The organism is Streptomyces dysideae, from assembly GCF_001514305.1.
GTDB classification, from domain to species: Bacteria; Actinomycetota; Actinomycetes; order Streptomycetales; family Streptomycetaceae; genus Streptomyces; species Streptomyces dysideae.
On the sequence record NZ_KQ949103.1, the window covers coordinates 70663 to 94097 of the forward strand.

Sequence of the window (23435 nt, forward strand, 5' to 3'; positions counted from 1 at the left end):
GACCAAGTTTTTGGCAAGCCGTCCGAAGGTCAGCCACCCAAAAGGGGTGTCATTCTCCAGATCAAACACGTATCCGCTCGATGACACACCGCTTCGGCCCCTAGGATTCCCCCTATCACCTCACCGGTCTCATTTGACAGGAACCCCATGAGCGACACTTCCCCCTACGGCTTCGAGCTTGTGCGGCGTGGGTACGACCGCGCTCAGGTGGACGAACGAATCTCCAAGCTCGTCTCCGACCGTGACTCCGCTCTCGCCCGCATCACCGCTCTGGAAAAGCGCATCGAGGAGCTCCACCTCGAGACGCAGAACGCCCAGGCACAGGTCAGCGATGCCGAGCCGTCGTACGCCGGTCTCGGCGCGCGTGTCGAGAAGATCCTCCGCCTCGCCGAGGAGGAGGCCAAGGATCTGCGCGAGGAGGCCCGCCGCGCCGCCGAGCAGCACCGCGAACTCGCCGAGTCGGCGGCCCAGCAGGTCCGCAACGACGCAGAATCGTTCTCGGCGGAGCGCAAGGCCAAGGCCGAGGACGAGGGCGTCCGGATCGTCGAGAAGGCCAAGAGCGAGGCCTCCCAGCTGCGCGCCGAGGCGCAGAAGGACGCGCAGTCGAAGCGTGAGGAGGCGGACGCCCTCTTCGAGGAGACCCGCGCGAAGGCCGCGCAGGCCGCCGCCGACTTCGAGACGAACCTCGCCAAGCGCCGCGAGCAGTCCGAGCGCGACCTGGCCTCGCGTCAGCAGAAGGCCGAGAAGCGTCTCGCCGAGATCGAGCACCGGGCGGAGCAGCTGCGCCTGGAGGCGGAGAAGCTGCGCACCGACGCCGAGCGCCGTGCCCGCCAGACGGTGGAGACGGCTCAGCGCCAGGCCGAGGACATCGTGGCCGACGCCAACGCCAAGGCCGACCGGATCCGTTCGGAATCCGAGCGCGAGCTCGCGGCTCTCACCAACCGCCGCGACTCGATCAACGCCCAGCTCACGAACGTCCGCGAGATGCTCGCGACGCTCACGGGCGCCGCGGTCGCCGCGGCCGGCTCGCCGTCCACGGACGACGAGCCGATCTCCCGCGGGGTGCCTGCTCAGCAGTCCCGGTAACACCCGGCGTACGTCCGCTGAACACTGTGAAGCCCTCTGCCACTCCGGTGGCAGGGGGCTTTGCCGCGTTCTAGCGTGGCCGCATGATCGAGCTCGAGGGGCTGACCAAGCGGTACGGCGAGAAGGTGGCGGTCAACAACCTCACCTTCACCGTCAGACCGGGCATTGTCACAGGCTTCCTCGGTCCCAACGGCGCGGGCAAGTCCACCACCATGCGGATGATGCTCGGCCTCGACCGGCCCACCGCCGGGGACGTGCGGATCGACGGCAAGCACTACGACCGGCTCAAGGACCCGCTGAAGTACATCGGCGCCCTCCTCGACGCCAAGGCCATGCACGGCGGCCGCAGCGCCTACAACCACCTGCTGTGCCTCGCGCAGAGCAACGGCATCGCGAAGAAGCGGGTGCACGAGGTCCTCGACACCGTCGGACTCACCGCGGTCGCCCGGAAGAAGGCCAAGGGGTTCTCGCTGGGCATGGGACAGCGGCTCGGCATCGCGGGCGCCCTGCTCGGTGACCCGCGGATCCTGATGTTCGACGAGCCGGTCAACGGGCTCGACCCCGAGGGCATCCACTGGATCCGCAATCTCATGAAGTCGCTGGCCGCCCAGGGTCGGACCGTCTTCGTCTCCTCCCACCTCATGAGCGAGATGGCACTCACCGCCGAGCACCTCGTCGTCATCGGGCAGGGGCGGCTCCTCGCCGACACCACCATGGCCGACTTCATCGCGCGGAACTCACGCTCGTACGTCCGGATCCGCACCCCGCAGCGCGAGCGGCTCCTCGACGTGCTGTACGGGGCCGGCATCACCGTCGTACAGACCGGCAGCGGCACGCTCGAGGTCGACGGCGGCAAGCCCGAGCACATCGGGGAGCTGGCGGCCCAGCACCAGATCGTGCTGCATGAGCTGAGCCCGCAACAGGCCTCGCTGGAGGAGGCGTTCATGCGGCTGACCGCGGAGTCGGTGGAGTACCACGCACACTCCGACGCGCCTCCGGAGGAGCAGGCGTGGGGCAACGACTGGAGGAGGAGCTGAGCATGGCGGCCACCCAGGTCATCCGTTCCGAGTGGACCAAGATCCGGTCCGTGGCGTCCACGGTGTGGACGCTCTCCCTCGCCGTGATCGTCACCATCGCGCTCGGCATGCTGATCTCGGCCCTGTCGAAGAACGAGTTCGACAACATGAGCGCCCGGGACCAGCTCTCCTTCGACCCCACCTTCATCAGTTTCGCCGGCATGAGCCTCGGCCAGCTCGCGATGATCGTGTTCGGGGTGCTCGTCGTCTCGAACGAGTACAGCACCGGCATGATCCGCACCTCGCTGGCCGCGGTACCGCAGCGCGGCACCTTCCTGTTCAGCAAGATCGCCGTCGCCACCGGCCTCGCGCTGGCCGTCGGCATGGCCACCAGCTTCGTCACGTTCTTCCTCGGGCAGGCGATGCTCGGCGAGCACCGGGCGCAGCTCGGCGACCCGGGCGTGCTGCGGGCGGTGATCGGCGGCGGGCTCTACATGACCCTCATCGCGATGTTCTCGATGGGTGTCGCCGCGATGCTGCGCTCGCCGATGCTGTCGCTGGGCATCCTGATGCCGTTCTTCTTCCTGGTCTCCAACATCCTCGGCAATGTCTCGGCCACCGAGAAGATCGGCCGCTACCTGCCCGACCAGGCCGGCAGCAAGATCATGCAGGTGGTCACGCCTGTCGACGACAGCACGCCGTACGGCCCCTGGGGCGGGCTCGGGATCATGGCGTTGTGGGTGGTCGCGGCGCTCGCCGGCGGATACGTGCTGCTGAAGCGGCGGGACGCGTAGAACTCGCCCTGGCGGCCGTCATCTGGTCGAGACCTTTTACTTGCTCTTGAGTGGAACCGTCAGTCCACCGATAAGCTCCTAACCCTTACGGGGGCGTGTGCCCCGCTGTCCTGAACCTTGCGATGGGTGCGGAGCATGATCGAGGCAGTCGGCCTGACCAAGCGCTACGGCGACAAGACCGCTGTGTACAACCTTTCCTTCCAGGTGCGGCCAGGTGCCGTCACCGGCTTCCTGGGCCCCAACGGCTCCGGCAAGTCGACGACGATGCGGATGATCCTGGGCCTGGACAACCCCACCTCGGGGCAGGTGACGATCGGCGGCTACCCGTATCGCAAGCTGCCGAACGCCCCCCGCCAGGTCGGCGCCCTGCTGGACGCCAAGGCGGTGCACGGCGGCCGGGCGGCCCGGAACCACCTGCTGTCGCTGGCCCAGCTGTCCGGCATCCCGGCCCGCCGGGTCGACGAGGTGCTCGGCGTCGTGGGCCTGCACGAGGTGGCCAGGAAGCGGTCCAAGGGCTTCTCCCTCGGCATGGGCCAGCGGCTCGGCATCGCCGCCGCGCTGCTCGGCGACCCGCAGGTGCTGCTGTTCGACGAGCCGGTCAACGGCCTCGACCCCGAGGGCATCCTCTGGGTGCGGAACCTGATGAAGTCCCTTGCGTCGGAAGGCCGTACGGTCTTCGTCTCGTCCCACCTCATGAGCGAGATGGCGGTGACCGCCGACCACCTGATCGTCATCGGACGCGGTCAGCTGCTCGCCGACATGAGCATCAAGGACTTCATCTCGGCGAACTCCGCCGACTTCGCCCGGGTCCGCACCCCCGACACCGAGCCGCAGTTGCGCGAGAAGCTGTCCGCCGCGCTCACCGAGTCGGGCGGGCACGTCATGCCCGAGCAGGACGGCGCGCTCCGCGTGACCGGGCTGCCGCTGCCCCGGATCAGCGACATCGCGCACGACAGCGACGTACGGCTGTGGGAGCTGTCGCCGCACCAGGCCTCGCTGGAGGAGGCGTACATGCGGATGACGCAGGGCGCCGTCGACTACCGCTCCACGGTCGACCAGAAGGAAGGCCTGATGCAGCAGCTGCCGCCGGGCGCGCAGCCGCCGATGCCGGTACCCGGCCAGGGCCAGCCCGGCTGGTATGCCCCGCCGCCGCCCCAGCAGGGCGGCCAGCCGTTCGGGATGCCGCAGGGGCAGCCGATGGCACCGGGACAGCCCGCGCCCCAGGGCCAGCAGGCGCCTCAGGGGCCCTACGGCGCTCCTGTGTCGCCCGGTGCGGCTCCCGGCGCCCCCGGCGCGGGCGCGCCCAACCCGTACGCCCAGCAGGCGCCCCAAGGCCCGGCTCAGCCCGCCGCCCAGGCGCCCGCGCAGCCGCCCGCGCCCCCCACCGCCGCCCCCGAGAAGCCCTCCGCCCCCGCAGCCGCCCCGACCACGCCCGAGGACGCCCGATGAGCACGCCCCAGCCCCCGATGCCGCAGGCCGCCGCACCGAACTGGCAGGCGGCGCCCGGCCCGTCGTACCCCACCTACACCTCGCCGATCCCGGTGGTGCGCACGCACCTCGGGCACGCGCTCGCCTCGGAGTGGACCAAGATCCGGTCGGTGCGCTCCACGATGTGGACGCTCGGCGTGTTCGTGCTGCTCGTCGTCGGCATCGGCCTCGGGGCCGCCGCCCTGGTCTCCGCCAACGCCTCGTCGGAGGGCCTCGCGGGCGAGAACCCGCTGTCCTTCGGCTTCTTCGGGCTGCTGCTCGGCAGCATGTGCATCATGACGCTCGGCGTGCTGACCACCGCCTCGGAGTACGGCACCGGCATGATCCGGACCACGATGACCGCGTGCCCGTCCCGCGGGCGGGTGCTGACGGCGAAGGCGATCGTGTTCACCACGGTCGCGTTCGTGGTCACGCTGGTGTCGGCCCTGCTCGTCGCCTTCGCCGACGTCGCCATGCTGGACGGCGCCAAGGAGCCGTCCGGCGAGGAGTGGCTGAAGGGCACCGTCGGCATCTCGCTCTACATCGCGCTGCTCGGGCTGCTCTCGCTCGTCATCGGCTCGATCATCCGGCACTCGGCGGGCGCCATCACCATCATGATCGGCGTCCTGCTGGCGCCGCTGGTCATCGCGCTGTTCATGTTCTCGGAGTCCCTGGCGGACCTGCGCGACGCGCTGTTCGAGTACTCCATCCCGAACCAGCTCAGCGTCTTCTACGCCAACTCCCTCAGCGAGTCCGGCCCGTCCGGCTGGGACCCGCTGTGGATCATGCTCGGCGTTACGGCCGCCGCGTTCGCGGGCGCCTACGCGCTGCTCGAGCAGCGCGACGTGTGAGTCTCCAGAAACCCCTGAGGCTCTAGAACTTCGGCGCGTTACGGGACCGCTGCACCCGCGTGGTGCGGCGGTCCTTCGCGTTCCAGCACGCCTTGTGCCAGTGCCGGCGGTCGTCGACGCCCGAGTGCTCCGGCCAGGCCACGACATGCGGCACACCGTCCGGAATCAGCTGCTCGCAGCCGGGACAGCGGTACGCCTTGCCCTGCGCACTCGCACCCGCCACATGCCGCACACTCCACGCCTCGCCCTGCCAGTCCTCCATCGACTGCCAGCCGCCGTAGCGGCCGGGACGGTCGTCCTCGCCGCCCCCTCCGGAAGAGCCGGAACCCTTGGGACGGTTGCGACGCGGGGACACAGGACACCTCACGGGGCTATACAGGAAGCACGGGCTGTGTCCAGCCTACGCGGCACGCACACGGGTACGCGTAGACAACCAATCCGCACAAGTCCCCCTCCAAGGCGCCTCATTCTGCAGACAATCCGCAAATCTCTCCGCCCGGCCGTGTCCTCGGCACGTGTCAGACGGTTATGCCGGGTGGGGGAGCTCCGCGTCGGAGCCAAGGAAGCAGGAAAGCACATGCGCGTAGGAAGTTTCGTGTTGGCGGCCCAGTTCCCGGGACAGGGCGAGGGGGAGGCACTGCACCGCGCGGTCCGCTCCGCGGAAGTCGCCGAGGAGGCGGGGCTCGACACAGCCTGGCTGGCCGAGCACCACTTCGTGCCGTACGGCACCTGCCCGTCGGCGGTCACGCTGGCCGCGTTACTGCTGGGCCGCACCCGCCGCCTGCGGGTCGGTACGGCGGTCAGCGTGCTGCCCACCGCCCACCCCGTGACGCTGGGCGAGCAGGCGGCGCTGCTGCACGTCACGTCCGGCGGGCGGTTCTCGCTGGGCGTGGGGCGCGGCGGGCCGTGGGTCGACCTGGAGGTGTTCGGGTCGGGTCTGGAGGCGTACGAGAAGGGGTTCCCGGAATCACTCGATCTGCTGGTGCGCTGGCTGCGCGAACCCTCGGTCGCGGCCGCCGGAGAGCGCTTCAGCTTCCGCGAAGTCCCCGTCGTACCGAGGCCGTCGGAGTCCCTGTCGGAGGCGCCGGGCCCCGAGGTCGTCGTCGCGTGCACCTCGCCGTCGAGTGTGCGGCTGGCCGCCGAGCGCGGACTGCCGATGCTGCTGGGGATGCACGTGGGGGACGAGGAGAAAGCCGAGATGGTCTCCCTGTGGCGGGACCTCGCACGCGCCGCCGGGCGCCCGGCGGAGGAGATCCACGGCGCCGCCCATGTCTCGGCCGGCGTCTGCCAGATCGCCGACCGGCGGACGGACGCGGTCGAGACCCTGGTGAAGGCGATGCCGGGCTGGCTGCGGCAGGGTCTTGAGGCCCATGTGACGGTGGACGGCCGGCAGCGCTCGATGCGGGACCCGGTGGCGTACACCGAACTGCTCTGCGGACTGCACCCGGTGGGCACCCCGCGACTGTGCGCCGACCGCCTCGCCGCGACGAGCGAGCGCACCGGAATCTCGCGCTTCGCGCTGCTCGTCGAGGGCTCGGGCGACCTCGCGGCGACCGAGGAGAACGTACGGCGGTTGGGCGCCGAGGTGCTGCCGCACCTGAGTTGAAGGGCCCGTCCCGCGGGGAGCTTGCCGCCCCGTACTGATTGCACCTCCCGCGTACGGAGCGGCAAGCGAGCAACTCACTGCGTCAGTCAGCAGTCCCTGAACTCCGGAGACTGGTTGAGCAGCTGACTGCGGACCGAGGTGAAGCGGGTCAGCGTCTCGTCGACCGCTGAGTCCAATGGGAACACCGCCACCCGGTGGCAGTTCTGGAAAGCCAGCCGCACACCGAAGTGCCGTTGCAGCGCGCCTCGAATCGCGTCACTGGCGAGCGCACGCAGCAGCTGGCCACGCGCCTGCTCGTCCGGCGGGGGCGTCTGGTTGTCGGCGAACTGACCGCCGTCGACCTTCAGCTGGGCCACCAGGGAGCTGATCATCTCCCATGCGTAGGGCAGGGAGGTCCGGACGCAGTCGACGAATTCAGCTTCGTCGACCTCGCCTCGCTCGGCCTTCTCGAGTAGGGCCGGTGAGACGTCGAGCGACATGGGTTCTCCTCTCGCACCCCCGAACAGCAGGGGTTGCCGGACAGATAGGGGAGTTCGCGATACCGAACACTCTGCGTACACGCCTCGCGACCTCCCGTTTAATACGGTAAGCAACCGACGGTGACGGCACCAGGAGAATGAGTACATAGACGGACCCCGTTGGGCCCACAATCGGCCATCAACGAACACGGGTCGTCCAGGGTCTTACAGAACATTAGGGGCGGCCCGAAGGGCCTCGGTTGAGGGCGGTGGTGGTGGGAGACGGGTGGGCGAATCGCGTGTACTGCTGCCCGTCGAGTAGCGTTGCCGACCATGCGTCTCGTCATTGCCCGATGCTCCGTTGACTACGCGGGCCGGCTCACCGCCCACCTCCCGTCGGCCCCCCGTCTGATCCTGGTGAAGGCGGACGGCAGCGTCTCGATCCACGCGGACGACCGGGCCTACAAGCCCCTGAACTGGATGTCGCCGCCCTGCACGCTGAAGGAGGGCAGCGGCGAGGAAGAGGACGTCTGGACCGTCATCAACAAGGCGGGCGAGAAGCTCATCATCACGATGGAGGAGATCCTCCACGACTCCTCGCACGAACTCGGCGTGGATCCCGGCCTGATCAAGGACGGCGTGGAAGCGCACCTCCAGGAACTGCTCGCCGACCGCATCGAGACCCTCGGCGAGGGCTACACGCTCATCCGCCGCGAGTACATGACGGCCATCGGCCCGGTCGACATCCTGTGCCGGGACGCGGACGGCCAGACCGTCGCCGTGGAGATCAAGCGGCGCGGCGAGATCGACGGCGTGGAGCAGCTCACCCGCTATCTGGAGCTGCTGAACCGCGATCCCCATCTCGCCCCGGTCCGCGGCGTCTTCGCCGCCCAGGAGATCAAGCCGCAGGCCCGGGTCCTCGCGACGGACCGCGGCATCGGCTGCGCGGTCCTGGACTACAACGCGCTGCGCGGCATCGAGGACGACAAGCTGCGCCTGTTCTGACCGTTGCAGGCTGTTCTACGACAGTGGCTGTTCTACGACAGTGAGGGCCGGGTCCGCGGTGCGGACCCGGCCCTCTTGTCCTGAACGTGGTGTCAGATGACCGACTCCGCGGTGCTCGGCGAGCCCTCGTCGCTGCTCTGCGGAGCGCTGGCCGAGCTGCTCGACTCCGCCGGGCTCGACGCCGGGCCGCTGGCGGAGTCGGACGTGGACGGTGTAGACGTCGGGCTGGACTGGGTCGGCGTCGGCGTCGGCGTCGGCGTCGGCGTGGTGGGCGTCGGAGTCGGGGTCGGCGTAGGCGTGGGCGTCGGCTTGGGCGACGACGGCGGCGGCTTCGAACCCGGCGTCGACGGCGGCTTGCTCGGCGAGCTGGACGTACCGCCGGACCCGCTCGGGGCGTCGGACGGCCTCGTCGGATCGTCCGTCGGCGTCGGGTCGTCGGACGTGCCCAGGGTGCCGTCGGGGCCCGGGTCGGTCGGGCGGCTGGTCACCGTGCCGATGTCGCCGGAGCCCTCGCCGTCGTCGTCGCTCTCCGCCTTGTCGGCGCCCAGGCTGTCGTCGCCGGGGCCCTGGCTCGCGGACGGGTTGACGCCGACCTGGTTGGACGGGCTGTTGGGGTCGTTGTCGGAGGTCGCACCGAGGGTCACCACCGTGCCCAGCACGGCGACGAGCAGGGCGCCCGCGCCGGCCGCGACGAGGTTGCGCCGGGCGAAGCCCCGGACGCCGCCGCGGCCCTTGTGCGAGGCCGGGGGCGACGTCTGGTGGACGACGATGGTCGAGCTGTCGAGGTCGGGCGGCTGGAGCGGCGGGAAGGCCGCGGGGACGCCGCCCGGGGGCGACTGCGACTCCTCGTACCGCGCGTCCGGCACCTCCTCCCCCGCCGTCGCACCCATGCCGACCGGGGTGCCGGAGCGGTCCGCGACCAGGGCGAGGGCACGGCGTCCGGCGACGGTGCCGCGCTTGTCGGCGAGGGCGCCGCGCAGGCCGATGGAGGTCTCCAGCTCGGCGCGGGCCCGGTCGAGGCGGCCGCCGCAGAGCTCGAGGACGCCCAACTCGTGGTGGAAGTAGGCCTGTTCGGCGATGTCGCCGGTGAGCCGGGCTGCCTCGGCGCCGGCCCGCAGCGCCCGTTCCCAGGCACTCCAGTGCAGCCCGGCGGCGAACGCGGGCGCCGCCGTGCGGGCCAGCCGGACGGTGGCGTTCTCCTCGCCCTCGGCGGGCGGTGTGGTGCCCGGCACCAGGATGTCCAGCGCGGCGAGCACGGCGTCCGCCTCGGCGCACACCCGCTCCGGAGTGACCGAGGGGTGCCCGGCCCACCAGGCGTAGTGCTGCGCGGCGGCCAGGGCCTGGGCGTCGATGTCGTCGGCGTACCCGGCGGCCTCCAGCTGGGTCTGCACCCCGGCGGCGAGCCGGTAGCGGGAGCCGACCGGCGAGACCAGCCCGCAGTCGGTCAGCTCGCCCAGCGCGGCGTCCGCGTGGGTGTCGCCGACCAGTGCGGGCAGATGCGCCTGGTGCGGCACCTCGCCGCCGAGCGCGACGGCGAACCGCAGGGTGGCCCGCGCCGAGGCGCTGAGCCGGGAGGCGAGCAGCCGCGCGGGACCGGCGGCCTCGCCGAGGGACGGCAGCGGTACGTCCTCGCCGCCGTCGGTGTCGAAGGGCGCGTCGACCGGCGGTACGTCCTGGAAGACGCCGTACTCGTCGACGGCGTCCGCGTCGGCCCGCAGCCGGTCGCGCTGCCGCAGCAGGGCGCCGGCCTGCACGAACCGCAGCGGCAGCCCCTCGGACTCGAACCACAGGTCGCCGGCCCAGTTGGCCTCGTCCTCGGTGAGGACCCGGCCGACGGCACGCTCCAGGAGCTCCAGGCCGGCCGCACGCTCGAGGCCGTCGAGGACGACGTCCTCGAGGCCGGAGTCGGCGGGCGGCGCGGGTACGTCGGGTGTGGCGCCGATCAGGAACGCGCACTCGGGCGTGGCGTCGAGCAGTTCGTCGAGCGCGGCACCGCCGAACTCGATGTCGTCCAGGACGACGACCGCGCCGATCTCCCGGACGCAGGCGAGCAGTTCGTCCTGTTCCGGGCGGTGCAGGGGCGCGTCGTGAACGGCGTAGAAGAGGTCGTACAGCAGGTCGTCGGGCGAGCGGCTGAAGCCGGTGAGGCGGACGACGCCGTCGGGGGCGAGGTCCGCGCAGTCCTCGGCGACGAGGTCGAGGAGGCTGGTGCGGCCGGACCCGCCGGGGCCGACGAGGCGGACCGAGCGGCCGCGGGCGAGCAGCCGTACCAGCTGTTCGCGCTCGTCCTGGCGGGCCAGCAGCGGCAGCTCGGGCCGGACCGGTCCGGGCGGTACGGGTGGTTTGGCGGCGCGGTCGGTCTCGGCGCGCTCGGCCGGGGCCAGCTTCTGCGGCCGGGCCGGCCGCTCCCCCGGCGGGCAGACCTCGATCTCGCTGCCGTCGACGGGATTGACGGTGAGCAGGTAGTCGCCCGAGACGAGCTGCACCGTGCGGGCGAGTGCGGGCGTGTGCTGTCCGAAGTCGGACGTGAGGGAATCCCTGGGCGGACGCGGGCGCGGCGTGCCGCCGTCACCGTCGTGGCCGTACTCCTCGGGTCCCCGGTTGTTCGGGTCCATAGGTTCAAGCCCCCCAAAAGCGTCGTGTGCCGAGCCCCTCCCGGCCTTGCTGCACACCGCGCTGTCGCTTCTGGTCCGGGCCCGCTCGAAGGGTTTTGACATCGCGGGCAGCCGAACCCTAAACCTTTGCACAGTATCTACGACAGCCCGGGGTACCGCGCCGTCCGAGACGTCACAGTCTCGTGAGGATTGTCGTGCCGGGTGTCACACCCGGGGCAGTGACTCCACCCCGATGCCGCCCTCGATCGCCAGGATCCGGTGCAGGCGGGTGGCCACCAGCAGGCGCTGCATCTGCGGCGGTACGTCGCGCAGCACCAGGCGCCGGCCGCAGCGGCCGGCCCGTCGGTGGGCCCCCATGATCACACCGAGTCCGGTGGCGTCCCAGGAGTCCAGCTCGGACAGGTCCAGCACCAGATCACCGACTCCGTCGTCGACGGCCGTGTGCAGGACCGTACGGGCGTCCGCCGCGCTGCGGACGTCGAGGCGGCCCCCGACGACCAGCTCGGCGTGGTCGCCCCTGATGAACATATGCGCTCCCCGTGCGTCGTCTTGTGCTCCGCGGAAGTGAAAGGCCGGTGTTGCAACCTCTGACTGTGTTCGGCGGCAAGAGGTTGCCGTCTGTAAGCGAACCGATACCGAATTCACCCATGGGTGTGATGCCCCAGGGGCATGTGCGGTTTCAGTGCTTGTAGAAGCCCTGCCCGCTCTTGCGCCCGATGTCACCGGCGTCAACCATCCGGCGCATCAGCTCCGGCGGAGCGAACTTCTCGTCCTGGGACTCGGTGTAGATGTTGCTGGTGGCGTGCAGCAGGATGTCGACGCCGGTGAGGTCCGCCGTGGCGAGCGGGCCCATGGCGTGGCCGAAGCCCAGCTTGCAGGCGAGGTCGATGTCCTCGGCGGTGGCGACGCCCGACTCGTAGAGCTTGGCGGCCTCGACGACGAGGGCGGAGATGAGACGGGTCGTCACGAACCCGGCGACATCCCGGTTGACGACGATGCAGGTCTTGCCGACGGACTCGGCGAACTCCCGTGCGGTGGCGAGGGTTTCGTCGCTCGTCTTGTAACCGCGTACGAGTTCGCACAGCTGCATCATCGGGACCGGCGAGAAGAAGTGCGTGCCGACGACGCGCTCCGGGCGCTCCGTCACCGCCGCGATCTTGGTGATCGGGATGGCGGAGGTGTTGGAGGCGAGCACGGCGTCGTCGCGCACGATCTTGTCGAGGGCGCGGAAGATCTCGTGCTTGACTTCCAGCTTCTCGAAGACGGCCTCGACGACTATGTCCGCGTCGGCGGCGGCGTCCAGGTCGGTGGTCGCGGTGATCCGGGCGAGGGCCGCGTCGGCGTCGTGCGCCTCCAGCTTGCCCTTGCTGACGAACTTGTCGTACGAGGCCTTGATGCCGTCGGTGCCACGCTTGAGTGCCTCGTCGGTGACGTCGCGCAGGACGACGTCCCAGCCCGCCTGCGCGGAGACCTGGGCGATACCGGAACCCATGAGTCCGGCGCCGATGACGGCAAGCTTCCGTGCCACTGTGCGACTCCCCTTTGAAACGCCTTACACGCTGTTTAAGTAAGCCTCTCTGGCGGAGAATAGCGCTCGTGAGGGGCCATGTGACCGGTAAGTAATGCGCGTCACGTCTGCTTCCTACTGCTGCCGCAACTTTGTTGCCTGGCTCGGATACTTCGCTCTCCGCACTGGGGTGCTGGAGTCCTGGACCGGCAGTCTGGTCCGTCGGCGATCGGCCCGTTCCTGGATGATCTGCTTCACCCGCGGGTGCGGGGTGTGCAGGGTGATGTCGGGGTCACCGTCTCGTTCCAGGACGTTGATCGCTCCCGCGTGGTCTGCCTGCCACACCGCCCCGCACTGGGTGCAGTGAAGCCGGTCCCCTTTGCGCGTGCCGAGGATCCGGCAGCAGGGGGCGACTTGTGAGGTATAGGCCGCGTTGACCAGCGTCAGCGCAGAACCTCTGCGCTCCGACACGCTGTGGAGTGCCTCAGCCGTGACGCCCTTGTTCCAGGCGGCGAGGCGGCGGTTAGTGTTCTTGCCCAGCTTCTTCCCTGCGGGGAAGGAGCGGGTGAGATCCTCGGCCACCACGTGCTTCGCCTTGTCGATCACGGCGCGGGCCGCTGTGAAGGTCACCGAGCGGACGCAAGCCTCGAAGGCGCGGCGCCGACGGTTGCGTTTCTTGGTGCCGAGGTTGTTTCGGGTGATCCGGTCGGCCTTTGCCGAGTTGCCGACCGCCCGGGCTTTCTCCGCAACGGCCTGAATCTTTGCCCGGCGGGCGTTCTTGGCCTTGTGGAAGTCCGACTCTGTCCGCAGCAGGCCACCGAGTTCCTGGCCGTGATGGTTGCTTTTGGAGTCGGTGAGGACTTCCGAGTACCCCTTGTCGACGCCGATCTTTGCGGTACCGCAAGACCGCTGACTGGACTTCAGGGAGGATCCGTCGATCTGGTAGTGCACTTCCACCCGGCCGTCACGCAGGATCAGCCGTAGTGTTCCGGTGGGGGCGACCGTTGTGTTCAACGGGATGGCGATCAGTTGTCGGCGAACCAGTGAAGGAACGGCAAGCCAGACGTCGCCGCCCTCGGTCACGGTGAAGGTGCGATACAGGTCGGAGCGGACCACGATCTGATTCGCCGTCCGGTTCTGGCCGTGCTTCCAGTGCTTGCGCATCAGGCGCGAGAGATACGGATCGTCCACCCATTGGTCGCGCTTGAGCGCGGTGAAGAGCCGCTTCCTCTCGGCCTCGTCAGTGGTGCGGCGCCGGATCGTCTGCCGGACCAAGGCCTTGGCAGCCTCACGGTTCGCCTTGATGTCGGCAACCGCGTCCCGCAGCGTCTCCTTCCAGTCGGTGGCGAGCACCCCGAAGGTCTCGGCAGTGCCGTCCTTCATCCATTGGTCACGGATGGTCCGGTCAGAGACACCAACACCAGCCAGTGCCCCGTACTTCCGCCACGCCAAGGAGCGCACCTGGCCAAGACGCCGGGCCTGCTCAGCAAGTTGCCCGTACTTATGGGCATTGAGATTCTTGCTGCAGGCGATACGAGTGACCTTCACCAGACACCCCCCAGTCGACGTCGAAAGCTCCGTCACCACAGACAACGAGCGCCGCACGTAAAGGTCACCCGTTCGCCACACGAACTCTCATTCCCATGCCGTGACGCTCACGGGCGCTCCGACTTGAGCGCCAACCCAGAACCGCAGACACACGGACGTTCTGGCGACCCTGAGGGCGCTTACCCTGACCACATGGTCAATCTGACGCGCATCTACACCAGGACCGGCGACCAGGGCACCACCGCCCTCGGCGACATGAGCCGGGTCGCCAAGACCGATCTGCGGATCTCCGCGTACGCGGACGCCAACGAGGCGAACGCGGTGATCGGTACAGCGATCGCGCTGGGCGGCCTGGACGAGGAGATCGTCAAGGTCCTCACCCGCGTGCAGAACGACCTGTTCGACGTGGGTGCGGACCTGTCGACGCCGGTGGTGGAGAACCCGGAGTTCCCGCCGCTCAGGGTGGAGCAGTTCTACATCGACCGCCTGGAGGCGGACTGCGACCACTTCAACGAGCAGCTGGAGAAGCTGCGGTCCTTCATCCTCCCGGGGGGCCTGCCGGGCGCGACCCTGCTGCACCACGCCTGCACCGTCGTCCGCCGGGCCGAGCGCTCCACGTGGGCCGCGATGGAGGTCCACGGCGAGACGATGAACCCCCTCACGGCGACCTACCTCAACCGGCTGTCCGACCTGCTCTTCATCCTGGCCCGGACGGCCAACAAGGACGTCGGGGACGTGCTGTGGGTGCCGGGCGGGGAGCGTTAGGGCAGCTTGGCCGCATCCCGCTCCGGGCCGACGCCTGATCGCCGAGTTCGCCACCAAGCCCGTACGCGAGAGCACGGCCGATCCCGCGATCCTGGACGCCCTCACCCGCCGCGAGCGCGAGGTGCTGTCCTGCCTGGCGAAGGCCTGTCCAACGCGGACATCGCAGCCCGTCTGGACATGCGACGGTGAAGACACACGTCAGCAGGGTCACTGACAGCGGACCGATTGGCTTGGGTTTCCTTGGTGTTGCTGTGATCCTTCCGGTCTATTCGGGGCTCTTCTGGTGGCTGCGTGACCTTTCTGGGCGGAGCGCGTTGTGTATGTGAGTTCGATGATCGGACGGCAGTCTTGGGTGGCCGGGCGGGGTGACGGGGTGCGGCGGAAGGTCCAGCTGGGTGAGGGGGAGACGGAGTGGGTGGCGTGTGCGTCGGCGTCCGCGTTCCGTGGCCTGGATGCCGTCACCGGCGAAGTTTTGGACACCGGCGTGCTGGCCGGGCGGGTGGGCTGGCTTACGGCTCTGGTCGAGAGCATGTGCACTTCAGTGACCCGCGCCCACTGGAACCGCCCCGACCTGGCCCAACTCGCCTCCGGGCGGGACCTGTCGGGTGTGCGACTGCCGTCGAATGCGTGGATGGCGCTGCGCATGCTGGGCTGGGCGGCCACTGTGCCCGAAGGCCTGTACGTTCCTGACCGGGTGCGGCGGGTTGCCGAGGAGCAGGCCGGGCGGGCGCTGCGCTCGGCCTGGTGGCGCACCGAGCTCACCGATGCAGTGCTGGCGACCTGGCCGGCCGGCCCCGATCCGATGCGGCGTACCGAGAGTGAGTGGGAGTCGTTGCGGGAGGCGTTGCCGGACGGGCAGGCCGTCGCGGCTTCGGTGCTGCTCGCCCGGACCCGGCAGAGCGCCGCCTTCCAGGCAGCCCATGGTCGGCTGCCCGCCGACCTGTGCGAGCTGGAGGCCGCGCCGGGCGGCGGCCATCAGGTGGTGCTGGCCGCCGCGGACAAGCAGCTGGCCACGCTGGCCCGCTGCGATCAGGACCCGGCCCGCTACGCGGTTTTGACCGTGCGCCTGCCGGTGCGGCCCGATCCGCGCACCCGCGCCGACTGGCACTCCGTGGTGATCAGGTTCCGGCTGCCGCCCACCATCGATGTCACGGCCGCCCTGCACGCCCCGACCCTGCGCCAGTCTGCTGCTGCCCAGGACCGGACGAAGGCGGGCCCGACGAGAAACCGCCCTGTGCCCAGGAAGCGACGCAGGGTCCCCGCCCCACCCGGAGCCAATGCCCCGGGTGGAAAGCGTCCGGCGGGGAGGATGCCCCAGTCACCAGCCCGCCGCATCCAGCGGCGGGACAGGGGGCAGGCACCGCACACGATGAGCACCCCCACCCGGCACCAGCCACGCGGGGCCAGACTCGGCGCAGGTTTCCACCTGCACACCCATGCCACCCCCGTCACACGACACGGGCGGCCGGGACCACAGCCGAGATCACGTTTCCACCGGGACCGGGCCGAAAACCCGGCCCCGCCCAGGAAACCTAAGCTCATCTGAGACGCTGCTGGGGAAGCTGGAGCTGCGGAGCCGGGTGCAAGCAGCGGTGCTGGCACAGGAGTTGGGAGTCTGAGTCGCCAGGGGCCAGGGGGGACGGCAAGGGAGGCCGAGGAGCAGGTGACTGGTCCAGACCTATTGACCTATGGTCCAGACCTTTCTATTCTCGCGGCACCGTGGGCGTGAAGGCTCAGTCACGCCCACCCCTCCCCGACAACTCCACAAGGAGGCGCAGCATGCGCTTCAGACACAGAGCCCTGGCAGGGCTGGCGACCCTGTTGCTCCCGCTGGCCGGAATGGTCGGCCTCGCGGGCCCCGCCCAGGCCGCGACGTCCGCCACCGCGACCTACACCAAGGCCTCCGACTGGGGCACCGGCTTCGAGGGCAAGTGGACGGTGAAGAACACCGGCACCACCGCCCTCACCTCCTGGACGGTCGAGTGGGACTTCCCCTCCGGTACGTCCGTCACCTCCGCCTGGGACACCGACGTCACCTCCTCCGGCACGCACTGGACCGCGAAGAACAAGTCCTGGAACGGCACCCTCGCCCCCGGCGCCTCCGTCTCCTTCGGCTTCAACGGCACCGGCTCCGGCTCCCCCGCCAACTGCAAGCTGAACGGCGGCAGCTGCGACGGCACGTCCGTCCCCGGTGACGCGGCCCCCTCCGCGCCCGGCACCCCCACCGCCTCCGCCGTCACCGACACCTCGGTGAAGCTCACCTGGAGCGCGGCCACCGACGACAAGGGCATCAAGAACTACGACGTCCTGCGCGACGGCGCCAAGGTCGCGACGGTCACGACCACGTCGTACACCGACACGGGCCTCACCGCCGGCACCGACTACTCGTACTCGGTCCGGGCCCGCGACACCGCCGGCCAGACCGGCCCGGCCGGCCGCGCCGTCGCCGTGCGCACCACCGGCGGCACCACGGAACCGCCGACCGGCGACAAGGTCAAGCTCGGCTACTTCACCGAGTGGGGCGTCTACGGCCGCAACTACCATGTCAAGAACCTGGTGACCTCCGGCTCGGCGTCGAAGATCACGCACATCAACTACGCGTTCGGCAACGTCAAGGACGGCAAGTGCGTCGTCGACGACACCTACGCCGCCTACGACAAGGCCTACACCGCCGACCAGTCCGTCAGCGGCACCGCCGACACCTGGGACCAGCCGCTGCGCGGCAACTTCAACCAGCTCCGCCAGCTCAAGGCCAAGTACCCGCACATCAAGGTGCTGTACTCCTTCGGCGGCTGGACCTACTCCGGCGGCTTCGGTCAGGCAGCACAGAACCCGGCCGCCTTCGCCGCCTCCTGCAAGGCCGTGGTCGAGGACCCGCGCTGGGCCGATGTCTTCGACGGCATCGACATCGACTGGGAGTACCCGAACGCCTGCGGCCTGACCTGCGACACCAGCGGCCCCGCGGCCTTCGCGAACCTGATGCGGGGCCTGCGCTCCGAGTTCGGCTCCGACTACCTGGTCACCGCCGCGATCACCGCGGACGGCTCGGACGGCGGCAAGATCGACGCGGCCGACTACGGCGGCGCCGCGCGGTACGTCGACTGGTACAACGTGATGACGTACGACTACTTCGGCGCCTGGGACAGGACCGGCCCGACCGCCCCGCACTCGCCGCTGACCTCGTACAACGGCATCCCGAACGCCAGCTTCAACTCTGCCGCCGCGATCGCCAAGCTCAAGGCCAAGGGCGTCCAGGGGGGCAAGCTGCTGCTCGGCATCGGCTTCTACGGCCGCGGCTGGACCGGCGTCACCCAGTCCGCCCCCGGCGGCACGGCCACGGGCCCGGCGACCGGAACCTACGAGGCGGGCATCGAGGACTACAAGATCCTCAAGGCGTCCTGCCCGGCCACCGGCACGATCGCCGGCACGGCCTACGCCCACTGCGGCAGCAACTGGTGGTCGTACGACACTCCCGCCACCATCGGTACGAAGATGGCGTGGGCCAAGTCCCAGGGTCTTGGCGGCGCGTTCTTCTGGGAGTTCAGCGGCGACACGAGCAATGGTGAGCTGGTGAACGCCATCAACAGCGGGCTGTCGTAAAGAAGTTCGCTAGGCGACGTTGACGCGCTGACCGGGCGGGGCTGCTTCCAGCCACGCGAGGAAACCGGTCAGCGCGTCTTCGCTCATCGCGAGTTCGAGACGCGTGCCCCGGTGCAGACAGGTCAGGATCACGTGGTCGGAGAGCAGCGCCAGCTCCTCCTCGCCCTCCGGGAGCCGGCGGCCGGCCACCTCGATCGCGGCGCGCTCCAGGATGCGGCGCGGCCGGGGGGCGTAGGAGAAGACGCGGTACCACTCGATGCGGTCGCCGCTGTAGCGGGCGACGCCGTAGCTCCAGCCCTTGCCGCTGGTGTCGGGTTTCTCCGGCACGTCCCAGCGGAGGCTGCAGTCGAAGGTGCCACCGGAGCGCTGGATGAGTCTGCGGCGCAGGCCGAAGACGAAAAGCCCCAGCACCACAAGGGCGACGACAATTCCGCACACAGTCAGAGCGAGGACCATCGACACCGACCTCCTCGTCTCCTAGGTAACGGAACGGAAAAAACATCCATATCTGCCTCAGCCGCGGCGGGCACCGGATTACTCCGGTTCCAGCCGCGGCTGAGTGACGTCATCGCAACGCGCTGTGTCAGCGCGTCGTCGCCGCACGCAGTCGGACCTCCGCACGACGCTCGGCGGAGGCGTCCTCCTCCGACTTCGCGCGCTCGAGCGCCCGCTCCGCGCGCTGGACGTCGATCTCGTCCGAAAGCTCGGCGATCTCGGCCAGCAGCGACAGCTTGTCGTCCGCGAACGAGATGAAACCGCCGTGCACCGCGGCGATGACGGTCCCGCCTTCACTCGTACGGATGGTCACCGGGCCCGACTCCAGCACACCGAGCAGCGGCTGGTGACCGGGCATGACGCCGATGTCGCCGGACGTGGTGCGCGCGACGACCAGGGTGGCCTGGCCCGACCAGACCTCACGGTCGGCGGCGACCAGCGCGACGTGCAGCTCAGCAGCCAAGGGTGGCTCCTCGGGTCACCACCCGGCGGTTGTGCCGGGTGTTGGGGTCAATTCTAGTAGGCGTGGAAGAGGGGGCGGGACGCACCCCGCCCCCTCTGGCGTGAGCACGCGGCTCACTGTGAGCTCCGAGCTCAGGAGACGCCCAGCTCCTTGGCGTTGGCCTTGAGGTCCTCGAGGCCACCGCACATGAAGAACGCCTGCTCCGGGAAGTGGTCGTACTCGCCGTCGCAGATCGCGTTGAAGGCCGCGATCGACTCCTCCAGCGGGACGTCCGAACCGTCGACGCCGGTGAACTGCTTGGCGGCGTGGGTGTTCTGGGACAGGAAGCGCTCCACGCGACGGGCACGGTGGACGACGAGCTTGTCCTCCTCGCCGAGCTCGTCGATACCGAGGATCGCGATGATGTCCTGGAGGTCCTTGTACTTCTGCAGGATCGTCTTGACGCGCATGGCGGCGTCGTAGTGGTCCTGCGCGATGTACCGCGGGTCCAGGATGCGGGACGTGGAGTCCAGCGGGTCCACGGCCGGGTAGATGCCCTTCTCGGAGATCGGACGGGAGAGAACCGTCGTCGCGTCGAGGTGGGCGAAGGTGGTGGCCGGGGCCGGGTCGGTCAGGTCGTCCGCGGGGACGTAGATCGCCTGCATCGAGGTGATCGAGTGACCACGCGTCGAGGTGATCCGCTCCTGGAGCTGACCCATCTCGTCGGCCAGGTTCGGCTGGTAACCCACCGCGGACGGCATACGGCCGAGCAGGGTGGACACCTCGGAACCGGCCTGGGTGAAGCGGAAGATGTTGTCGATGAAGAACAGCACGTCCTGCTTCTGCACATCGCGGAAGTACTCCGCCATGGTCAGACCGGCCAGGGCCACCCGGAGACGGGTGCCCGGGGGCTCGTCCATCTGGCCGAAGACCAGCGCGGTCTTGTCCAGAACGCCGGACTCTTCCATCTCCGCGATGAGGTCGTTGCCCTCACGGGTGCGCTCACCGACGCCCGCGAAGACGGAGACGCCCTCGTGGAGGTTGGCGACACGCATGATCATTTCCTGGATCAGCACGGTCTTGCCGACACCGGCACCACCGAACAGACCGATCTTGCCGCCCTTGACGTACGGGGTGAGAAGGTCGACGACCTTCAGGCCGGTCTCGAACATCTCGGTCTTGGACTCGAGCTGGTCGAAGGCCGGGGCCTTGCGGTGGATGGACCAGCGCTCGCCCTCGTAGGTCTCGTCGACGTTCAGCACCTCACCGAGGGTGTTGAACACCTTGCCCTTGGTGAAGTCGCCGACCGGGACGCTGATGCCCGAGCCGGTGTCGGTCACCGTGGCCTGGCGGACCAGACCGTCGGTGGGCTGCATCGAGATGGTGCGGACCAGGCCGTCACCCAGGTGCTGGGCGACCTCCAGGGTCAGCGTCTTCTTCTCGCCGGCGTTGGCCGGGTCGGCCACCTCGACATGAAGGGCGTTGTAGATCTCCGGCATCGCGTCGACGGGGAATTCCACGTCGACGACCGGGCCGATGACCCGGGCGACGCGGCCCGTGGCAGCGGCCGTCTCAACTGTCGTCGTCATTACCTGTCACTCCCCGCGGTCGCGTCGGCCAGGGCTGCGGAGCCACCGACGATCTCGCTGATTTCCTGGGTGATTTCGGCCTGTCGGGCCGCGTTGGCAAGTCGGGAGAGCGAGGTGATCAGGTCTCCCGCGTTGTCGGTCGCCGACTTCATCGCGCGGCGGGTGGCCGCGTGCTTGGAGGCGGCCGACTGGAGCAGCGCGTTGTAGATACGGCTCTCGACGTACCTCGGCAGGAGGGCGTCGAGGACGTCCTCCGCCGACGGCTCGAAGTCGTACAGCGGAAGGATTTCGCCCTTGGTGTGAGACTCCTCCGCGACCTCTTCGAGGCGAAGCGGCAGCAGTCGGCTGTCGACCGCCGTCTGCGTCATCATCGAGACGAACTCGGTGTAGACGATGTGGAGTTCGTCCACGCCGCCGTCCGCCGTCTCCTTCTCGATGGCCTCGATCAGCGGAACGGCGACCTTCTTCGCGTCCGCGTACGTGGGCTCGTCGGTGAAGCCCGACCACGACTCCGAGACCTTGCGCTCACGGAAGTTGTAGTGGGCCAGACCTCGGCGGCCGACGATGTACGTGTCGACCTCCTTGCCCTCGGCCTCGAGACGGGCGGTCAGCTGCTCCGCCGCCTTGATGGCGTTGGAGTTGAAAGCGCCGGCCAGTCCGCGGTCGCTCGTGAGGAGCAGCACCGCGGAACGGGTCGCCGTCTCAGCCTCCGTGGTCAGCGGATGCTTGGTGTTCGAACCGGTTCCGACCGCCGTGACCGCGCGGGTGAGCTCGGTCGCGTACGGCGTGGAGGCCGCCACCTTGCGCTGCGCCTTGACGACGCGCGAGGCGGCGATCATCTCCATCGCCTTGGTGATCTTCTTGGTCGCGGTGACGGATTTGATGCGACGCTTGTAGACCCGGAGCTGGGCTCCCATGAGTCAGGTCCCTTCCGTCGTCACTTGCCCGCAGCGGCAGGGGTTTCCTCGCCGAGCAGCTTGCCGTCCGACGTCTCGAACTGCTTCTTGAAGTCCACGATCGCGTCGGCGATGGCCTGCAGGGTGTCGTCGGACATCTTGCCGCCCTCCTTGATGGAGGTCATGAGGCCCTGCTCCTTGCGGTGCAGGTACTCGAGGAGCTCCTTCTCGAAGCGGCGGATGTCGTTGACCGGCACCTCGTCCATCTTGCCGGTGGTACCGGCCCAGACGGAGACGACCTGGTCCTCGGTGGCCATCGGCTGGTACTGAGCCTGCTTGAGCAGCTCGACCATGCGCTGACCGCGCTCCAGCTGCGCCTTCGACGAGGCGTCCAGGTCGGAACCGAAGGCGGCGAACGCCTCCAGCTCACGGAACTGGGCGAGGTCCACGCGCAGACGGCCGGAGACCTGCTTCATCGCCTTGTGCTGCGCGGAACCACCGACTCGGGAGACGGAGATACCGACGTTCAGCGCGGGGCGCTGACCGGCGTTGAACAGGTCCGACTCCAGGAAGCACTGGCCGTCGGTGATGGAGATGACGTTGGTCGGGATGAACGCCGAGACGTCGTTGGCCTTGGTCTCGACGATCGGCAGACCGGTCATCGAGCCGGCCCCCATCTCGTCGGAGAGCTTCGCGCAGCGCTCCAGCAGACGGGAGTGCAGGTAGAAGACGTCACCCGGGTAGGCCTCACGGCCCGGCGGGCGGCGCAGCAGCAGGGACACGGCGCGGTAGGCGTCGGCCTGCTTCGAGAGGTCGTCGAAGATGATGAGGACGTGCTTGCCCTCGTACATCCACTGCTGGCCGATGGCCGAGCCGGTGTACGGCGCCAGGTACTTGAAGCCGGCCGGGTCGGACGCCGGGGCGGCGACGATGGTCGTGTACTCCAGCGCGCCGGCCTCTTCGAGGGCGCCACGCACGGAGGCGATGGTCGAGCCCTTCTGACCGATGGCGACGTAGACGCAGCGGACCTGCTTCGTCGGGTCGCCCGAGCGCCAGTTGTCGCGCTGGTTGATGATCGTGTCGACGGCCAGGGCGGTCTTGCCGGTCTGGCGGTCACCGATGATCAGCTGACGCTGGCCACGGCCGATCGGGGTCATCGCGTCGACGGCCTTGTAGCCGGTCTCCATCGGCTCGTGCACCGACTTACGGGCCATGACGCCCGGAGCCTGCAGCTCGAGGGCGCGGCGGCCGGACGTCTCGATCTCGCCGAGGCCGTCGATCGGGTTGCCGAGCGGGTCGACGACGCGGCCGAGGTAGCCCTCGCCGACGGCCACGGAGAGGACCTCACCGGTACGGGAGACCGGCTGACCCTCCTCGATGCCGCTGAACTCACCGAGGACGATGGCACCGATCTCGCGCTCCTCGAGGTTGAGGGCGAGGCCGAGGGTGCCGTCCTCGAACTTCAGCAGTTCGTTGGCCATGGCCGAGGGCAGACCCTCGACCTTCGCGATGCCGTCGCCGGCAAGGGTGACCGTACCGACCTCCTCGCGCGAGGCCGCGTCCGGCTTGTACGACTGGACGAAGTTCTCCAGCGCGTCCCGGATCTCCTCCGGCCGGATCGTGAGCTCCGCCATCTGGGTTCCCTGCTCTCCTTGTTGGGCCCGAAGTTTCACTTTGGGGGTCTGGGGGCGACCC

Annotated in this window: 21 protein-coding genes and 1 pseudogene; 11 read left to right on the forward strand and 11 right to left on the reverse strand. The window is 69.3% G+C overall.

The window, feature by feature from the left end; translation table 11 throughout:
- The first annotated feature begins 147 nt into the window (after nucleotides 1–147).
- From AQJ91_RS34640 to AQJ91_RS34660, 5 genes are all read left to right on the forward strand, one after another.
- A complete protein-coding gene (locus AQJ91_RS34640) occupies nucleotides 148–1086 on the forward strand; it encodes a coiled-coil domain-containing protein (protein WP_067029539.1) in 939 nt (312 codons plus the stop codon).
- 83 nt (nucleotides 1087–1169) lie between these two features.
- Complete coding sequence (locus AQJ91_RS34645) at nucleotides 1170–2123, forward strand: ABC transporter ATP-binding protein (protein ID WP_067029541.1); 954 nt, start codon at nucleotides 1170–1172, stop codon at nucleotides 2121–2123.
- Nucleotides 2124–2125: 2 nt separating this feature from the next.
- Nucleotides 2126–2896 carry an ABC transporter permease gene (locus AQJ91_RS34650; protein ID WP_067029543.1) on the forward strand — a complete coding sequence of 257 codons (771 nt, stop codon included), beginning with the start codon at nucleotides 2126–2128 and terminating at the stop codon, nucleotides 2894–2896.
- A gap of 135 nt (nucleotides 2897–3031) precedes the next feature.
- Nucleotides 3032–4345 carry an ABC transporter ATP-binding protein gene (locus AQJ91_RS34655; RefSeq protein WP_067029545.1) on the forward strand — a complete coding sequence of 438 codons (1314 nt, stop codon included), beginning with the start codon at nucleotides 3032–3034 and terminating at the stop codon, nucleotides 4343–4345.
- A complete protein-coding gene (locus AQJ91_RS34660) occupies nucleotides 4342–5214 on the forward strand; it encodes an ABC-2 transporter permease (protein WP_067029547.1) in 873 nt (290 codons plus the stop codon). The genes AQJ91_RS34655 and AQJ91_RS34660 overlap by 4 nt, the downstream gene beginning before the upstream one ends.
- Before the next feature lie 22 nt (nucleotides 5215–5236).
- Here AQJ91_RS34660 and AQJ91_RS34665 read toward each other — a convergent pair whose 3' ends face one another.
- Entirely contained in the window at nucleotides 5237–5569 is a 333-nt protein-coding gene (locus AQJ91_RS34665) for an ATP/GTP-binding protein (protein ID WP_067029549.1), read from the reverse strand.
- Between the two features lie 222 nt (nucleotides 5570–5791).
- Here AQJ91_RS34665 and AQJ91_RS34670 point away from each other — a divergent pair, with 222 nt between their 5' ends.
- Nucleotides 5792–6820, forward strand: coding sequence for an LLM class flavin-dependent oxidoreductase (locus AQJ91_RS34670; protein ID WP_067029551.1), 1029 nt, complete (start codon nucleotides 5792–5794; stop codon nucleotides 6818–6820).
- Nucleotides 6821–6906: 86 nt separating this feature from the next.
- On the opposite strand, the gene AQJ91_RS34675 is transcribed toward AQJ91_RS34670, so the two are convergent.
- A complete protein-coding gene (locus tag AQJ91_RS34675; RefSeq protein WP_067029552.1) occupies nucleotides 6907–7299 on the reverse strand; it encodes an SCO5389 family protein in 393 nt (130 codons plus the stop codon).
- A 312-nt stretch (nucleotides 7300–7611) separates the two neighbouring features.
- On the opposite strand from AQJ91_RS34675, the gene nucS reads away from it, so the two are divergent.
- On the forward strand, nucleotides 7612–8283 hold the full coding sequence (gene nucS / locus AQJ91_RS34680; RefSeq protein ID WP_067029656.1) for an endonuclease NucS: 672 nt from the start codon (nucleotides 7612–7614) through the stop codon (nucleotides 8281–8283).
- Nucleotides 8284–8375: 92 nt separating this feature from the next.
- Here nucS and AQJ91_RS34685 read toward each other — a convergent pair whose 3' ends face one another.
- From AQJ91_RS34685 to AQJ91_RS34700, 4 genes are all read right to left on the reverse strand, one after another.
- The gene (locus AQJ91_RS34685) at nucleotides 8376–10898 is read right to left on the reverse strand and encodes an ATP-binding protein (RefSeq protein WP_067029554.1); all 2523 of its coding nucleotides are present in this window, start codon (nucleotides 10896–10898) and stop codon (nucleotides 8376–8378) included.
- Between the two features lie 204 nt (nucleotides 10899–11102).
- Complete coding sequence (locus tag AQJ91_RS34690; protein WP_067029557.1) at nucleotides 11103–11426, reverse strand: STAS domain-containing protein; 324 nt, start codon at nucleotides 11424–11426, stop codon at nucleotides 11103–11105.
- Between the two features lie 151 nt (nucleotides 11427–11577).
- Complete coding sequence (locus AQJ91_RS34695) at nucleotides 11578–12426, reverse strand: 3-hydroxyacyl-CoA dehydrogenase family protein (protein WP_067029559.1); 849 nt, start codon at nucleotides 12424–12426, stop codon at nucleotides 11578–11580.
- A gap of 114 nt (nucleotides 12427–12540) precedes the next feature.
- Nucleotides 12541–13953 carry a zinc ribbon domain-containing protein gene (locus AQJ91_RS34700; RefSeq protein WP_067029561.1) on the reverse strand — a complete coding sequence of 471 codons (1413 nt, stop codon included), beginning with the start codon at nucleotides 13951–13953 and terminating at the stop codon, nucleotides 12541–12543.
- Nucleotides 13954–14145: 192 nt separating this feature from the next.
- Between AQJ91_RS34700 and AQJ91_RS34705 the strand changes: the two genes are divergently transcribed.
- From AQJ91_RS34705 to AQJ91_RS34715, 4 genes and pseudogenes are all read left to right on the forward strand, one after another.
- Nucleotides 14146–14718 (forward strand): cob(I)yrinic acid a,c-diamide adenosyltransferase, encoded by a 573-nt coding sequence (locus AQJ91_RS34705; protein WP_067029563.1) that lies wholly within the window; start codon nucleotides 14146–14148, stop codon nucleotides 14716–14718.
- Between the two features lie 16 nt (nucleotides 14719–14734).
- Nucleotides 14735–15044: pseudogene (locus tag AQJ91_RS58475) on the forward strand (helix-turn-helix domain-containing protein); the annotation flags it as partial.
- Nucleotides 15041–16264: a hypothetical protein gene (locus tag AQJ91_RS53950; RefSeq protein WP_079085435.1), complete on the forward strand. Its 1224-nt coding sequence runs from the start codon at nucleotides 15041–15043 to the stop codon at nucleotides 16262–16264. The pseudogene AQJ91_RS58475 and the gene AQJ91_RS53950, both read left to right, overlap by 4 nt.
- 233 nt (nucleotides 16265–16497) lie before the next feature.
- A complete protein-coding gene (locus AQJ91_RS34715; protein WP_067029568.1) occupies nucleotides 16498–18318 on the forward strand; it encodes a glycoside hydrolase family 18 chitinase in 1821 nt (606 codons plus the stop codon).
- 9 nt (nucleotides 18319–18327) lie between these two features.
- Here the strand turns inward: AQJ91_RS34715 and AQJ91_RS34720 are convergent, their stop codons facing one another.
- The 5 genes from AQJ91_RS34720 to atpA form a co-directional block, all read right to left on the reverse strand.
- Nucleotides 18328–18774 (reverse strand): DUF2550 domain-containing protein, encoded by a 447-nt coding sequence (locus tag AQJ91_RS34720; protein ID WP_067029570.1) that lies wholly within the window; start codon nucleotides 18772–18774, stop codon nucleotides 18328–18330.
- Between the two features lie 127 nt (nucleotides 18775–18901).
- Nucleotides 18902–19276: a F0F1 ATP synthase subunit epsilon gene (locus AQJ91_RS34725; RefSeq protein ID WP_067029572.1), complete on the reverse strand. Its 375-nt coding sequence runs from the start codon at nucleotides 19274–19276 to the stop codon at nucleotides 18902–18904.
- A 131-nt stretch (nucleotides 19277–19407) separates the two neighbouring features.
- Nucleotides 19408–20844: a F0F1 ATP synthase subunit beta gene (atpD, locus tag AQJ91_RS34730; RefSeq protein WP_067029574.1), complete on the reverse strand. Its 1437-nt coding sequence runs from the start codon at nucleotides 20842–20844 to the stop codon at nucleotides 19408–19410.
- Nucleotides 20844–21761: a F0F1 ATP synthase subunit gamma gene (locus AQJ91_RS34735; RefSeq protein ID WP_067029576.1), complete on the reverse strand. Its 918-nt coding sequence runs from the start codon at nucleotides 21759–21761 to the stop codon at nucleotides 20844–20846. Before AQJ91_RS34735 ends, atpD begins: the two co-directional genes overlap by 1 nt.
- A 20-nt stretch (nucleotides 21762–21781) precedes the next feature.
- The gene (gene atpA / locus AQJ91_RS34740; protein WP_067029578.1) at nucleotides 21782–23374 is read right to left on the reverse strand and encodes a F0F1 ATP synthase subunit alpha; all 1593 of its coding nucleotides are present in this window, start codon (nucleotides 23372–23374) and stop codon (nucleotides 21782–21784) included.
- Nucleotides 23375–23435 lie beyond the last annotated feature (61 nt).